At 61.5% G+C, this 15,294-nt stretch carries 6 protein-coding genes and 1 rRNA gene; 4 read left to right on the top strand and 3 right to left on the bottom strand.

All coding sequences use genetic code 11. The features are described from left to right. The 3 genes from VGY55_11105 to VGY55_11095 form a co-directional block, all read right to left on the bottom strand. Positions 1-387 (bottom strand): 16S ribosomal RNA (locus VGY55_11105); the annotation flags it as partial. 468 nt (positions 388-855) lie between these two features. Further along, positions 856-1,551: a response regulator transcription factor gene (locus VGY55_11100; GenBank protein HEV2970528.1), complete on the bottom strand. Its 696-nt coding sequence runs from the start codon at positions 1,549-1,551 to the stop codon at positions 856-858. Further along, complete coding sequence (locus tag VGY55_11095) at positions 1,548-2,684, bottom strand: chemotaxis protein CheB (protein HEV2970527.1); 1,137 nt, start codon at positions 2,682-2,684, stop codon at positions 1,548-1,550. Before VGY55_11095 ends, VGY55_11100 begins: the two co-directional genes overlap by 4 nt. Positions 2,685-3,128: 444 nt before the next feature. Between VGY55_11095 and VGY55_11090 the strand changes: the two genes are divergently transcribed. The 4 genes from VGY55_11090 to VGY55_11075 all read left to right on the top strand — a co-directional run bounded on the left by VGY55_11090 (position 3,129) and on the right by VGY55_11075 (position 15,190). Continuing rightward, the gene (locus VGY55_11090; GenBank protein ID HEV2970526.1) at positions 3,129-3,482 is read left to right on the top strand and encodes a BON domain-containing protein; all 354 of its coding nucleotides are present in this window, start codon (positions 3,129-3,131) and stop codon (positions 3,480-3,482) included. A 72-nt stretch (positions 3,483-3,554) separates the two neighbouring features. Then, entirely contained in the window at positions 3,555-4,793 is a 1,239-nt protein-coding gene (locus tag VGY55_11085; GenBank protein HEV2970525.1) for an ATP-binding protein, read from the top strand. A gap of 107 nt (positions 4,794-4,900) precedes the next feature. Beyond that, positions 4,901-7,402, top strand: coding sequence for a tetratricopeptide repeat protein (locus VGY55_11080; GenBank protein ID HEV2970524.1), 2,502 nt, complete (start codon positions 4,901-4,903; stop codon positions 7,400-7,402). A 639-nt stretch (positions 7,403-8,041) separates the two neighbouring features. Continuing rightward, on the top strand, positions 8,042-15,190 hold the full coding sequence (locus VGY55_11075; protein ID HEV2970523.1) for an autotransporter-associated beta strand repeat-containing protein: 7,149 nt from the start codon (positions 8,042-8,044) through the stop codon (positions 15,188-15,190). The last annotated feature ends 104 nt before the right edge of the window (positions 15,191-15,294 follow it).

Here is a 15,294-nt window from a genome sequence, read left to right as displayed (position 1 = left end):
CCCGCACGCGGCGTCGCTCGGTCAGGCTTGCGCCCATTGCCGAAGATCCTCGACTGCAGCCACCCGTAGGTGTCTGGGCAGTGTCTCAGTCCCAGTGACGCGGGTCGTGCTCTCACACCCGCTACCCATCATGGCCTTGGTAAGCCGTTACCTTACCAACAAGCTAATAGGATGCAGGCCCCTCCCCGGGCGGAATCACACCTTTGATCCGGAGATGTCATCCGGTATTACCTGCAGTTTCCCGCAGCTATCCCGGACCCGAGGGTAGGTACCTACATATTACTGTCCCTTTCGCCGCTTTCCCCCCTTGCGGGGTTCGCGCTCGACTTGCATGCCTAATCCACGCCGCCAACGTTCATTCTGAGCCAGAATCAAACCCTTCAATTTGTTTACGCTTTTCCGCACGGCCAACTTGCGCCGACCGCACGGGTTAATAGCCGAACAAACCTAAAACAGGTCTGACATGGAAGGCGACCCCAGCCAGCCATTCCCGAAGGAATAGCCGCGAGAATCGCCAGATCACAGTTCTTGTGCTGGCTAAAACTTAAAGAAGTCAACTACCGAATTGTCAAAGATCGCACTTGGAAGAGGATGGGCTGAATAGAATCACTCAGCCGCGACTTCCTAGAACTCCACCCACTTGAAGCTTTACAGTGGAGTCGAATAAAAATCCCCGGACGATGGATGCAGCTAGCAGAACCGGCTGCTTCCTCCAGGGATACGAGATTGTAATCATCGGCTGCCCCATGTCAACAGCCCGACAAAGAATTTTCCAGATTATGGCTCGAAACGGGCTGCCAAATAGCGAGATTCACCAGTCTTCGAGGCTTTCGCCATTTAACAAGCCCAACGAAATCAGGGATTCTCCAGCACCCATTGCACGGCCTGGCGGGTGAGTTCGGCGCCGCTTCCGGCGTTCAGCTTGGTCTTCAAGCGGCTGCGATAGGTATCGAGTGTGCTCGGGCTGACATGAAGCCGCTTGGCGATCTCGTGAGCCTTTAAACCCTGTCCGATCAATCGAAACACCTCCAACTCGCGGTCGGAAAGGGTTGATATGGGAGATTCTTCGACTTGCCCATGTTCGTTCATCGCGCGCTGCAATACGCGATTCGTCAACTCCTCGCCGAAGGCGAGCCTGCCGTCGAGCACCTGACGAATGGCCTTCAAGACCGTCCCCGCCGGGTCTTGCTTGCATACGTAACCATGTGCCCCCGCTCGCAAGGCGCGCTCGCCGTAGACCTTCTCTTCGTGCATCGTGGAGACGATCGTCTTCGAGTCCGGGCAATGTTTTCGAAGCAATCGGACAAGGTCGAGTCCATTGGTATCGCCTAGCGAAACGTCCACGACCACGATGTTGGGATTCCATTTGCGGGCCAATTGCATGGCGTTCGCCAGATCCGGCGCTTCGCCGCAGACCTCCAAACCGGGGTCACTCGAAATCAGGGCGCGCAGACCCTGCCGAACCAATTCATGGTCGTCGACGATCAACACGCGGGCCTTGGGGGCGAGCGGCTGCTTGGATTCGGCGGCGCGGTTTTTAGGTCTCGTCATGCGCGTTCGCGCTCACGATTCAAGCGGCAACTCACAACCGTCCCACCACCGGGCGCCGCCTCGATCTTCAATGTTCCGCCAACCAGGCCGCAGCGATGCTCCATGATTCGCAAGCCCATTCCTGACGCACCGCTGGTTTTCGCCGGCATTCCCCGACCATCGTCGCGCACTGAGGTCCGCAGGCCGTCATGGTCATCGAGTTCAATGACGATTTGTCGGGCATGGCTGTGCCTCGCGGCATTGTTCGCCGCCTCGCGCGCGATCAGGAACAACTGCGTCGCCGCAAAGTCGTCGTCGAGTGCGACGTCGTCGAGGCAATCAAATTGGCACTTGATCTTATACAACTGGGTGACCTCGATGGCCAAGTCGCGCAGGGCCGCCGGCAGCCCCTTCGCGTCGATCGGAATCGCGACCAACCCCCTGGCAAGACCGCGGAGTTGTTGCTTGGTTTGCTCGACGATGGCTGACAACATGTCGATGGCCGTGGCGTGGACCGAACCGTCGCCGACTTGCTCCTTGAGGGTCGCAACCATCATGCTCAGGCCGCTGAGCTGCTGACCGATCGTGTCGTGCAATTCTCGGCCCAAAGTCTGCCGCTCTTGCTCGGCAATTTCGGCAATTTGCTGCTCGAGGCGTTTCCGGTTGCTAATGTCGCGAATCGTTTCCATCGCCATCGGCGGTTGATTGATCTCGATGGGCACCCGTAGCCCGCGGCGCTCGAGCGGCTCGGTGAGGTGCAGCGTCTCGCCGCGGATCGTCAAATAGGTCTTGGGCGGGATGACAAATACGTGGTTCGGCAGAATGTGCATTCCATCCGTCACTTGAACGACGGGCATCTTCGTTTGCTTGCTCAGCAATTCGGCAGTCAGGCTCGGATGGTTGGGATCCAAATGCTGGATTAGTACAAAGGCCATGCCGGTGTCGGACGGCATGGCGGCAAACCATTGCCGGAAGGCGTCCAATCCGCCGGCCGATGCACCGACTCCGACGACAGCGGCCGGGCGATCGGCGGCCTGCTCGGCTTTCTTGATCGCGGCCGGCGCGACGGGGCGTTGCTCACTTGGGGGCGTTTCGAGCGACTGCTTTGCTCTCTTGCGCTCCCCGATCGGCGACCGGCTCTTTTTCTTAGCCATCGTTCGCGGCCCCCAAAACCGGCTGAAGCCGAAATCCGAACCAACCGCGGACTTCCGCCTTCGACCATCCTACAGCACGGCGGCGAATTGCACTAAGAGCCTATCCGAGAACCGCACGAAGACGAGGGGGACAGTCCCCTTTTGTTCCCGACCATCGGACGATGGTGCCCGCTTCACAAAAGGGGACAGTCCCCGGCGGTTCTCGGATAGGCTCTAACGCCGTGTAGCGAATTCCAGCACGTCAAATGGGCGGTTCTCCCGACTTGCGAGCAACCCTTCCGCCTGTAACATGCTAGGCAGACGGTGGCGCTGTGCTCTCGCCTGGATTGCGCGATTCAAGAATGATTGCAGCTTGGTCCAATTCGGCCCGCTCCCGGTTCGACGTGGGAATCCGGTCTCATTTCTTGAACACCAAGCACAATTACTTTGCCGGGAGGGCGGATCATGGAATTGCTGGGGGCGATTCGACACCAATCAAATCTATCAACTTCGGCGGAGCGGTTTTCGCCGGTGCTGCGCGATGCGCTGCACGACACACTGAGGGGACTTGGAAGAAACCGAGCGTTCAGTTCGACAACCGAGAAAGCGATCGAACTTCTTCGGCAGTCTCCGTATTTGGCTCTGCGCCACGTCAGTTGCGAATGCCATGCGGGCGTGCTGATCCTCCGCGGACGGCTCCCCACGTTTTACACCAAGCAAGTGATGCATGCATTATTGCGGAACATCGAAGGCGTGCGGCGAGTCGACGACTGCACTCAGGTTGCCGAACATGCTCGCCCGCGCCGGCGAACCGCATAGCAAGGTCTTTATCCGCGATGCTCGCCTCCCGGCGACAAGTCCCCCTTTTATGCCGAGTTCGCATAATTGGCCATGAGCGCTCTTGATTTCGACGATCCGACGCCGGCCGAGCCGGACACGTCCGCGACCCGCCCCGCGACGGAGATGGCTGAATTGAAGCATCGCTTCGATGAGTTCATCGCCGTTTTGGCCCATGAGCTGCGCAATCCATTGGCGCCGATTTGCACGGCCGTCGATCTACTTCGCATAAAAGGATCGCCCGATCCCGACGTGGCCGCGGCGCACGATGTAATCGAGCGGCAGGTCCAACAGATGACGCGGCTCATGGACGATCTGCTGGATGTTTCGCGCATCACCCGCGGCAAGATCGCGCTCCATAAGGAGCGCACCCATTTGGCGCCGATCGTCGCCAACGCCGTGGATTCCAGCCGGCCGCTCATCGACCAAAAGAATCAGCGGTTGACGGTTGTCCTGCCGCCGGAGCCGCTCCCTATCGAAGCGGATCCTGTCCGATTGACGCAAGTGTTTCTGAACTTGCTGAACAACGCGGCGAAATTCACGCCCGCCCGCGGCAGCATCCGGCTCGAGGCGGCGCGCCAGGGGAGCGACGTGGTGATTTCGATTCGCGATACGGGGATCGGTATTCCCGGCCCGATGTTGCCGCATGTCTTCGAATTGTTTACGCAGGTCGAACGGTCGCCGGGGCGAAGCGGAAGCGGGCTTGGCGTTGGTCTGGCGCTCGTCAAACGGCTGGTCGAATTGCACGGCGGCCGGGTTGATGTTCGTAGCGACGGCACCGGCCGCGGGAGTGAGTTTGCCGTGCGCTTGCCGCTGCTCGCGGCGCCTCCGGCGCCGGCGCGGGTTGAACACAACGATGCGGCGTCCAAGCCGATGGCGAGGCCGTGCCGGGTGCTCGTCGTGGATGACATCAAGGATTTGGCGGACAGCTTGGCGCTGCTCCTGCGGCGGATGGGGCACGACGTTCACATTGCCTACAACGGCCGGGCCGCCATCGAGGCCAGCGAGATGCTGCAGCCCGAGTTGGCGCTATTGGACATCGGCCTGCCGGAGATGAGCGGTTACGAGATCGCCCAGAGAATTCGCAAACAGGCCTGGGGCCGATCGATTTATCTCGTCGCGCTGACCGGCTGGGGACAGCCCGAGGACAAGACCCGCGCACTGGAACTCGGTTTCAATCGCCACATGACGAAGCCGGTGAGCTTCGCTGAACTCGAGCAACTGGTGGCCGAGGCGGCCAAATATACTGCGGCCGCCGCGGACCAACCGAAACTGGCTCGAACGTCGAGTTGAGCCTGTACGTATTTGGCTCGTTCCATCCGCCATGCTAACTTGGAAGTATGGGAGGAACAGACGGGTCCAACCTGACCATTTCGCCGGAGCGTGGCCAAATAGACGAATTGCCTTCGTCGAACGGCCCGCTGACGGCTGTTGAACCATCCGTTATTTCTCGACCTCTAGGCGAAAGACCTCCCTGGTCTCGCCGAGCGACGCTGCTGGCCGTCGGTGCGATTTCGCTGGCGGCGCTGGCCGCTTATGCCAACAGCTTCGAGGGGGCGTTCGTGTTCGACGATCAGGGATGGATTGTCGAAAACACGACGATTCGCCATTTATGGCCGATTAGCGACGTGCTCTTTCCGGTGGATGCCGCGCGCGTCGGCGGCCGGCCGATCGTCAGCTTGTCGCTGGCGTTGAACTACGCGCTGGGCGGAGTCAACGTTTGGGGCTATCACGCCGTCAATCTGGCGATTCACCTGGCAGCCGCACTGGTTCTGTTCGGAATCGTGCGGCGGACGTTGATCCTGCCGCGGTTGAAGGATCAATTCGGCGCCGTCGCGACACCCTTGGCCGCGGCCGTGGCGCTCATCTGGGTCGTCCACCCGCTCCAGACGGAAGCGGTCACTTACGTCATTCAGCGGGCCGAATCGCTCGTTGGCCTGTTTTATCTGCTAACGCTTTACTGCGTGATTCGCGGCGCGACGAGCGACGATCGCTCGCCGCAGCGGCGGACGCTGTGGTACGTCGCCGCCGTGGCCAACTGTTTGCTCGGCATGGCGACCAAGGAAGTGATGTTTACCGCGCCAGTTCTGATACTGCTCTATGACGTTATTTTCTTGAGCGCGGTTGTCGGGTCGAATGCGGGTTCCCCTCACCCCGGCCCTCTCCCAGAGGGAGAGGGAGGCTCGTCGTGGGCTTCGGCGGCGGGCGTTGGCCACTCAAAGAATTGGAGTCGCTTGTTGCGGCGGGCCTTCGCGGAGCGGTGGGGACTGTATGCCGCTATCTTCGCGACGTGGGGCGTCGTGGTCTGGGTGCTCCTCTGGACGAATTTCCACGACGCCACGACCGGCCTGCACACTCGGCGGTTCACTCCCTGGACGTATCTGATCACCGAGCCGCAAGTGATCGTCATGTATTTGCAGTTGGCGTTTTGGCCTGACTCGCTGTGCTTCGCCTACGATCTTCCCCCGGCACGCACGCTCGGGCAGATCGTACCGCCGGCGCTGATAATCCTCACGCTGCTCGGTCTGACCGGATGGGCGCTGGCCAAGCGGCCGGCTCTGGGGTTCTGCGCCGCGGCGTTTTTTCTGATTCTGGCCCCCACGTCGAGCTTCGTTCCGATTCTCGACGCGGCCTTCGAGCATCGCATGTATTTGCCGCTCGCGCCGCTCGCGGCGCTTGTAGTCCTGGGAGCGTATCGCTTGTGGTCTCGGCTTCGGGCGACTGGATTGGCGATGCGATTGGCGCCGGCGGCCGTCGTTTTCGCGGCGATTGTCGCGTTGGCCTGGACGACGGTCGTTCGCAATCACGATTACCGCTCGGAGCTTGCAATGTGGCAAGACACAGTGAACAAACGGCCCAACAATCCTCGGGCTCACTGCAATTTCGGCTGTGCCCTTTCTCATAAGAAAAGGAGCGACGAGGCGATCGCTCAATACCGGCGTGCGCTGGAAATCGATCCAAACGACCTGAGCGCCGCGGAATCCTATCAGAACTTAGGAAGCGAATTGGCGCTGCGCGGCAGTCTGGACGAGGCCATCGGGCTGTTCAAGCAGGCAATTCGGGCGCGGCCCGACTATGCCGAGGCCCATTTCAATCTCGGCCTGGCGTTGGCAAAACGCGGCCAGGCGGATACGGCGATCGGCCAATACCGTGATGCCCTGCGCCTCAAGCCCGACTATGCCGAGGCCCATAACGCCTTGGGCGAACTCCTGGGCTGGCAAGGGAAGCTCGTCGAAGCGATGGCCGAAATCAACGCGGCCATCCTGCTCAAGCCCGACCACGCGCCCGCCCACGCGAACCTCGCCGGCTTATTGGCCCGCCAGGGGAAGCTCGCCGCCGCCGAAGTGCAGGCTCGCCGAGCCCTCGAGATCGATCCGCGGTCGCCCGATGCCCACAGCAAGCTGGCGGGGATTCTCGCGCTCGAGGGGACGACCGAAGACGCGATCGCCCATTACCAACGGGCATTGGCCATCGAGCCGAATTCCGCCGAGGTCCACATCCATCTGGGGCGCTTGCTCGACAGCCAAGGAAAGACTCGCGAGGCGATCGACCATTGGCGTCAGGCCGTTCGCTTGCAGCCGAACTATCCGGCGATTCTCGACCAATTGGCCTGGACGCTTGCGACCGACCCCGACGATTCGCTCCGGGACGGCGTGGAGGCAGTTGAATTGGCCCAACGAGCCGTGCAGCTCACCGGCGGGCAGAATCCGGAAACCCTCGCGACGCTGGCCGCCGCCGAAGCCGAGGTGGGCCGATACCCCAAGGCCGTCGAAATTGCCGAGCGGGCGCTCGATTTGGCAGTCGGCCAATCGAACCGAGACGAGTTGGCAACGGCGTTACGCGACCAAATCAAGCACTTCTATGAAACCGGCTTCCCCTATCACCAACCCCGGCGACCTTGAGCGTGCCTAACAAATCCGGCGGCGAGAAGGGGACAATCCCCCACGCCGCACGCCGTTTTGGATTGGCTCCGAGTCGAACTTCACGCAATTAAACTGTCGATTTTCGTCATCGGCGGGGGCGATTTTGCCGGCCGGCCGCGCCAGCGGAAATCCTTGAACTTCCGACGGAGACGACCGGCGATCGGTTGTCGTATCTCCTGTGCTGGAAACCGAATCAAAGCCTCGTTCCCTGGTGCGCTGGGGATTCCTCGAATCCGCTCCCCGCTGCGGAAGGAGGGCGATCCGCCGGCGAATATTCCACTAACAATTTCCTTGCAGTATTTGTAGCCGCTGGTTACATTCTTGTGATAGCGACTTGAGGATTTGCGCTCGCGCCTTAAGTTTTACAACAAGCGGGGCGTGATTTTCGGGAAGCGGCAATCGATAATCCATCGGTTGCGGAGAGTTGGTTTTTTGGGGTCGGCTCAGCGAAGATGCGTCTCGCTGGGAGACCTATAGGCGGCAGGCGCGCCTTCTCGCGCTTGTGATGCGGGCCCTTGGAATGGTCTCAGCATCGTTTGGAATTGGTTCCACTATTTCCTATAGATAGTCCTCTTAAGCACATTGCATTCACCGTCCCAAGCCCGAGAGAGAGTGTCCATGTTATCTTCCTCGACCACTCGTCGTTGCCTTAGTGTTTCTGTTCGGCGATTCTGCACCTGCGGTCCAATCGCGATTGCCGTTGCCGCGCTCTGCCTGGCCTCGGCCGGCACGGTTTTGGCCGACACGTTTGAGTTCACGCCTGTTGGCACGAGTACCGACTGGAACGACCCGAACAATTGGACCGACCTCAACACGATGACAACCGGCACTCTGCCTGGGACCGGCGACACAGCCGACGTCGACAACGGTCTGACCGCCACGATCACGGGAACGCTTACCAACCCGCTGATGAATCGAATCTACATTGGTCCGGATGGACAGAATCGTAATCCTCCCGGTACGGCCTCGACGGGCAGCGGCACGCTCAATCAAACGGCCGGAACATTGAGCACGGGGGCAGGCGGCGGCAACGGCTGGTTTCGGCTCGGCCAATCCGTGGGAAATTCGGGCGATACGGGCACTTATAACATGTCGGGGACGGCCGATCTGGAAAGTCCCAACGACACCATTCGCGTCGGCGAAAACGGCACGGGCATCATGACCATGACCGGCAACTCCGTGTTGAATTCCGGGCCAGCGGGTGGGTTGGTTGTTGCAGACAACGGTCACGGCACGTTTACCATTAGCGGCAATGCCGTGGCCAATATTCATGACTTGCACGTCGCCGACGGCAGTAATGGCGTCGGCGTCATGAATATTCACGGCGGCACCATCAACAATCCCAATGGCGACGCCAATATCGGCCAGGGGGGCCATGGCACGGTGAATCAAGACGGCGGCACGATAAACTTCCAAACGGACAACAACAACTGGACTGCCATCGGTCGAGACGGCGGCACTGGCGTCTACAACTTGAGCGGGGGCACGGTGACTTCCCAGAACTGGCTGATGGTCGGCCGGGGAAGCATCACCACCAGCGGCACGTTCAACATCAGCGGCACGGGAACCGTCGCCACGCGCTCCTTCTGGATCGGCCAGGACCATTCGACCGGCGTCGTCAACCAGACCGGCGGCACGGTCAATGTCGGACCTCTCTACGCGGGAGGTGCTAACGACAACGGGAATTTCCGCGTCGGCTTCGACAACGGCCAGGGCACGTACAACATTAGCGGTGGCGTGCTCGACGACCTCAGCGGCACGGTATACTCCGCCGTCACCATGAAAAGCCAATTGCAGAGCATGGACATCAACGACGGCAATGGTTCCGCTCCTCTGGCCTCCGGCACCTTCAACCAGACCGGCGGCACGGTCAACGCGAACTGGGTCCGCAACGGCAACGGCGGCGGCATCGCCCAATACAACATCTCCGGCACCGTGGCATCTCCGTCGGTGCTCAACGCGGCGCGAATCATGGCCGGCACCGCCGGCAACGGAAACGGAACCTACAATCAGACCACCGCCAACACGACCGTCAACGTGGACAACGACGTCAGCATCGGCGACACGGGCCTCGGTGTCTACAACCTCAGCGCTGGCACCTTGAACGCGGGTTTGACGTCGCCCTATAGTGAAGGGGGCAACGCCATGCACGGGGGCACCGCCACGGGCAATGAGGTCATCCAGATGGGTTGGAGCGGCCCCGGGACCTTCAATCAGACGGGTGGCACCGTCAATGCCTTGAATACGCCGATCACCGCGCCAGACCCTAACATCGTACAGGGAACAGTGATATCTGGCATTGGATTCAACGGCAACAACACCGCCTCGGGCGCTGGGGTTTACAATCTGTCGGGTGGCGTGCTCAATGTGGCGGCCATCTTCAAGGTCAATGACGGCGGGACCGGCACGTTCAACTTCAACGGCGGCACGCTGCGCGTCAACGGTGCCCCCACGACCGCGCTCCCCATCTTCATGGGCGCCGGCAATCCCGACATCGTCAATAATAACCCAACGCTGGCAACGCCTCCCGGGCCTGCGGTTCACACTCACATCGAGGCCCTGACCGCCTCCAACGTCATGGCGGGGGGCGCTATCATTGATCTCAACAGTTTCGGCATCACCATTTCCCAGCCCTTGCTCCATGGCGGGACGGGGACGGATGGCGGTCTGACGCTCTTGGATAGCAGCGTTGGGGGCGGCAGTAGTTTGACCCTCACCGGCGCCGACACCTTCAATGGCCCCACGAACATCACGGCGAATCCAGCCGGGGGTCCCACGCTGTTTGTCGGAAACCCATTAGCGCTTCAGAATAGCACTGTCAACATTACGAAATCGAATAGCGTGCTGTTTACCAGCGGGCTGGGATCGGCCACATTCGGCGCTCTCGCCGGTTCTGGGAACCTAGCGCTGGCCGACATTGCTACTCCCACCCCCGCCGCCGTCAACCTGACCGCCGGCGGGAATAACTCGACGACGGCGTATTCCGGCGTATTGAGCGGCGGCGGCGGCTTCACGAAGGCCGGCACCGGTGCGATGACCCTCTCGACCTCGCAGACCTACACCGGTCCGACGATCGTCAGCGGCGGCACGTTGATGTTGTCCACGGGCATCTCGCTGGCTTCCAGCGGCGTAACGGTCGGCGGGGCCGCGGCGACCCCCGGCAGCAACCCCACGATTAGCGGCAGCGCCACGATCACCAACGGATTGATCGTCAACGGATCGGGAGGGACTGGCGCTGCCGGAATCGTGGCCCCCGGCGGCGCCTCGATCGGCACCTTGAACGTCGGCTCGCTGACGCTCAACGGCGGTTCGATCCTGAATTACAAGTTCGGCGCTCCGGGCACTTCGGACCTGATCGCCAGCGTCGGCGCGCTGACGTTGCCGGGCGCGGGAACGGGCAGCGTCCTCGTGAATCTCACCGACACCGGCGGGTTTGGCACAGGCACCTACAAAATCATCACCGAGTCGAGCACCAGCAACTTCACGAATACGACGTTCAGCATCGCCGTCGGCATCTCCGGCTTCCAAGAGGGCTTCGTGAAAAATCCTGCGGGAACGGAAATCGATCTGGTGGTCACTCCGGCCCCGACTTGGTCTGCCACCCCCACCGATACGAACTGGGCCAACCCGGCGAACTGGGTGGCTGGCTTGGTCCCCGGCGTCCACGATGGAACCACCACCAACACGGATCTGGCCGCCTTCACTAACGCCAGCACCATCTTGACCCCGATGCCCGACTTGAATCGCAATCTGCAGAACATCACGTTCGACCTGGCCGGCACGGGGGCCTATGTGATCGGCACGACCGGCGGCAACGCCCTGCTGCTGACCACGGGGGGCAAGATTCAGACCACGGTGCGGGTCGCCAACACGGAGACAATCAACGCTCCCCTGGTCTTGGAAGGAGTCAGTGGAAGCTACACGTTTTCCAGCAACGCCGCCAATACCGCCAACGTCCTGATTATCGGCGGCGGCGTCACCGGCGTGAGCACTGCAACCAACAACACCGTGCTGAATCTGACAGGAACCAACAACGGGGCGAACGCCGTCAACGGCGTCATCGGGAATGGATCGGCTGGCGGAACGCTCGGGCTGGCCAAGACCGGCGCCGGCGTCTGGGTTCTCGGCGGCAGCAACACCTTCACGGGAGGCGTGGATGTCGAGCAAGGCACGTTGCGAGTCGGCAACGCTGGCGCACTCAACTCGACAACTCCCAGCGCGGTCACGTTCGGTCCGGTCAGCACCGGCACGCTGGCCTTGAACGGCAATAGCATCACGATCAGCGGCTTGAACAGCACCAGCGCCACGGCCCAAGTCGTCAACGCCAACGCGACCCCCGCGACCTTGACGGTCAACACGCTCGCCGCCAGTTCTTACGCCGGCGTTTTGGCCGACGGCGCCGGCGGGGGCGCTCTGAGCCTCATCGTGAGCGACGCCGGCTTGACCCTCTCCGGCAACAACACGTTCACCGGCGACACGAATGTCATCGGCGCTGCGACACTGACGCTTGGCTCAACCAATGCCTTGCAAGACAGCACGCTCAACATGACCGTCGCCAACAATGTTCTATTCGCCCCGAGCGTCGGCGCGTTCACGCTCGGCGGACTTAAAGGCTCGGCCAACCTGGCGCTGCAGGACACCGGAGCGGCAGCCGTCGCCGTGAGCGTCGGCAATAATGGCGGCAGCACCACTTATTCGGGCGTATTGAGCGGACCCGGATCGCTGAACAAAATCGGCGCCGGCACGCTCACGCTGACCAACGCGAATCTCTATACGGGCACGACCACCATCACCGGCGGAACATTGCAGTTGGGAGACGGCAGCACGCACAATGGTTCGGTCGCCAGTCCGGGGATCATTAATAACGCCGTGCTTGCTTTTGCCAACCCCAATCCTCAGACCTATAGCGGAACCATCAGTGGGACCGGGGCGGTAACGAAGACCGCCGGCGCGGGCACGCTCACGCTTACCGGCAATAATACCTTCAGCGGCGGAACGACGGTTGGCAGTGGCGCCACGCTGATCGCCGGGCCCTCGCCCGGCTCGCCGCTCGGTACCGGCTCGGTAACGCTCCAGGGTGCCACACTCAACCTGCAAGGCCAGTTGATGCCGGGACTAACTGTCAACCTCTACAACAATTCGCCTAATAACGGAAATCAAAATGGCCCCGATCTTGACTATCAGAACGCGGGCCCGCCGGTCACCGAGAGCTATACCGCGATGACGACCCATTTCAGCAACATTGCCGGAACCCTCGCCGTCAGCACCTTGACGTCCACCGGCGGCAAGGCGAACCTTAATTTCAGCAACAATAACTACGGTGGGCCCAACGCCATGTTCAACACGGCCGGTCCCACGAACGCCCTCTACGGTTTTTCGAGCACGACAAATTTCGAAACCTACTTCACTGGATACATCAATATCGGAGCCGCCGGCAGCTACACCTTCAGCACCACAAGTGACGACGGCAGCGACCTGTTCGTCGATGGCAGCGGCCCCGCGGGCAGCCCCGCGGATACGGCAGTGGTGGCGAACAACGCCTTTCAAGGTTCAACGACGCATACCGGAACCGTCACCCTCACTTCCGGCTTGCACAAACTCGACATCGGCTATTATCAAGGGGGCGGCGGCGAGGGGTTGTTAGTGCAATACAGTGGCCCCGACACCGGAGGCAGCACGGTGGCCATTCCCAACACGGTCCTGGCGCCGACAACCGGTCCCTTGGCCCTTGGCGCGTTTCAGACGTACGCGAACAACCTGGTCGTGACGGCGACTTCGACGGTCAACATCGTCAATTCGCTAACCGCCACGCTGGGCGGACTGAGCATTGGCGCCGCAACGCTGAATGTCGCCAGCCCCGATACGACCAACACGGCCTATAGCCTCACGTTCGCTGGTCCGACGACGCTCACCGGCAATGCGACGATCAACGTCGCCAATAGCGCGAGCGCCGGCGCGGGCCAAGTCAATCTGACAACGGTCGGTGGGGCCTTTAGCCTCACCAAGACGGGCCCTGGCGTGCTTTCCTTGAGCGGCAACGGAACCTATTCGGGTGGCACGATCCTCGCCGCATCGACCGGCTTGGTCATTGGCAACAATCCTGGATCACTTGGCACCGGCCCAGTGACGCTCAATAACGCGACGACACTGCGCGTCGTGTCTACTAGCCCCATCGTCACCAACCCCACCCTCAGCGGGTTTGGCGGCACGAGCACGAGTGTCACCGGCGCGGGGACTCCGTGGACGGTGAACAACGCGGGAATCGCCAGCAACCCGATCAACAGCAATGTACTGACCTTGACCGACGGCGTGAACGGTGAACAACGTTCGGCCTTCTTTGGCACGAAACAATCGGTCGCCGGCAATTTCGCCATTGGATTCACGTACACTGCGACCGGCTCGGGCACTTTGGCCGACGGCACCGCGGTTATTTTCCAGAACGACCCGCGCGGCTTGACGGCCTTGGGAGGCGGCGGGGGCGGCTTAGCGTACAGCGGCATCACACCGAGTGCCGCTTACGAAATCAACGTCTATCCCCCCAACACGGTCGGTAGCGGTGTCAACGTCAACGGCAATATTGGCCCGTTCAGCGCGACTGGCTCGATCAACCAGGGGAGCGGCGACCCCATCAATGTCGCCTTGGTGTACAACGCAACGGCCCAAACACTCACCGAAGTCCTCACCGACACCGTGACAGGCAACACGTTTGCGAATACCCATGCGCTTCCCTCCGATCTGGTTACTCTATTGGGCGGACCCACTGCCTTTTTCGGGTTTAGCGGCGCCACGGGCGGTTCGAATTCGACGCAGCTCATCAGCAACTTCAGCATCGGTCCCGGTATTGCCAGCGTTTATGCCAATAACGTAGTCCTGCCCGGTGGCAGCAGTGCCACGATCGACGTGGGGCAAACCGCGGCGGGCGCCACCGTGACCATGGGCAGCCTGACCGTGGGCAGCGGCGCGGGCACGACCTTGAACCTGACGAATACCACCGGGCAAGTCCTGGTTGGCGGTTACGGCGTGAACTTTACCGGAGGCGTCTTTAACGGCAATCTCGCGATCAATAATGCCCTCGGCAGCTCCTCTGGCGACCCCGGGACCGTTACGGTCTCCGGTGTTTCGACATTCGCAACTGGCGTGGCGATCACGGTGAACTCCGGCACGCTCGGATTCAATAACACGACCGGCGCGGCGACGGTCAATAGCGGAGTTTCCATCACAGTCGCCCCCGGCGCGAATTTGGTGTTGGCCGGCTCGGTCTCGGATTTGTCCTCAACCGCGTCGGCGGCAAGCCGCGTTCACGTGGTCAACAACGGGAACCTGGTGGTCAGCGGCACGCATCAGCAGACGGGCGGGATCGATCAGGCCGCCAGCGCCACGGGCGTCACGACGGTCAACGGCGGTAGCGATCTGACCGCCGACCACATCGTTCAAAGCGCGCTGATCATCGGCGGCGATGCGACGCACACCGCCTCGGTGACAATCGCCGCGTCGACTTCGACCGGCGGTCCGATGGCGAGCGGCCTGACTTTGGCTGGCTCGCTGACGGGCGACGCGCCGTTCGGCGCTGGGCTAGGGTCTTCGACTCCGCTCGCCCCCGGCAGCTCCTCACCTGGGAGTTCGCTTGGTGGTTCCGTTGGGGGTGTGGGCGCCGGCAGCAGCCTATCGTCCGTGCCAGAGCCGTCGAGCATCGTGCTGATCGTTCTCGGCAGCCTCGCCTGCCTGTTACCGGCCTTGCGCCGTGGCAAGATGTTGAGGAGCCGATAACCCGCGGTCGCGCTGTAGGGTGGCACTGGCCAGCGACGTCGGCCAGTGTTGAATCACCATGCAACGTTGGCCTCGCCCTGGACGTGCCGAGGTGCGACGATCCC

This window comes from Pirellulales bacterium (assembly GCA_035939775.1).
Taxonomy (GTDB): Bacteria; Planctomycetota; Planctomycetia; order Pirellulales; family DATAWG01; genus DASZFO01.
The sequence above is the reverse complement of the archived record's forward strand: the minus strand, read 5'-3'. Positions and strand labels throughout refer to the sequence as shown.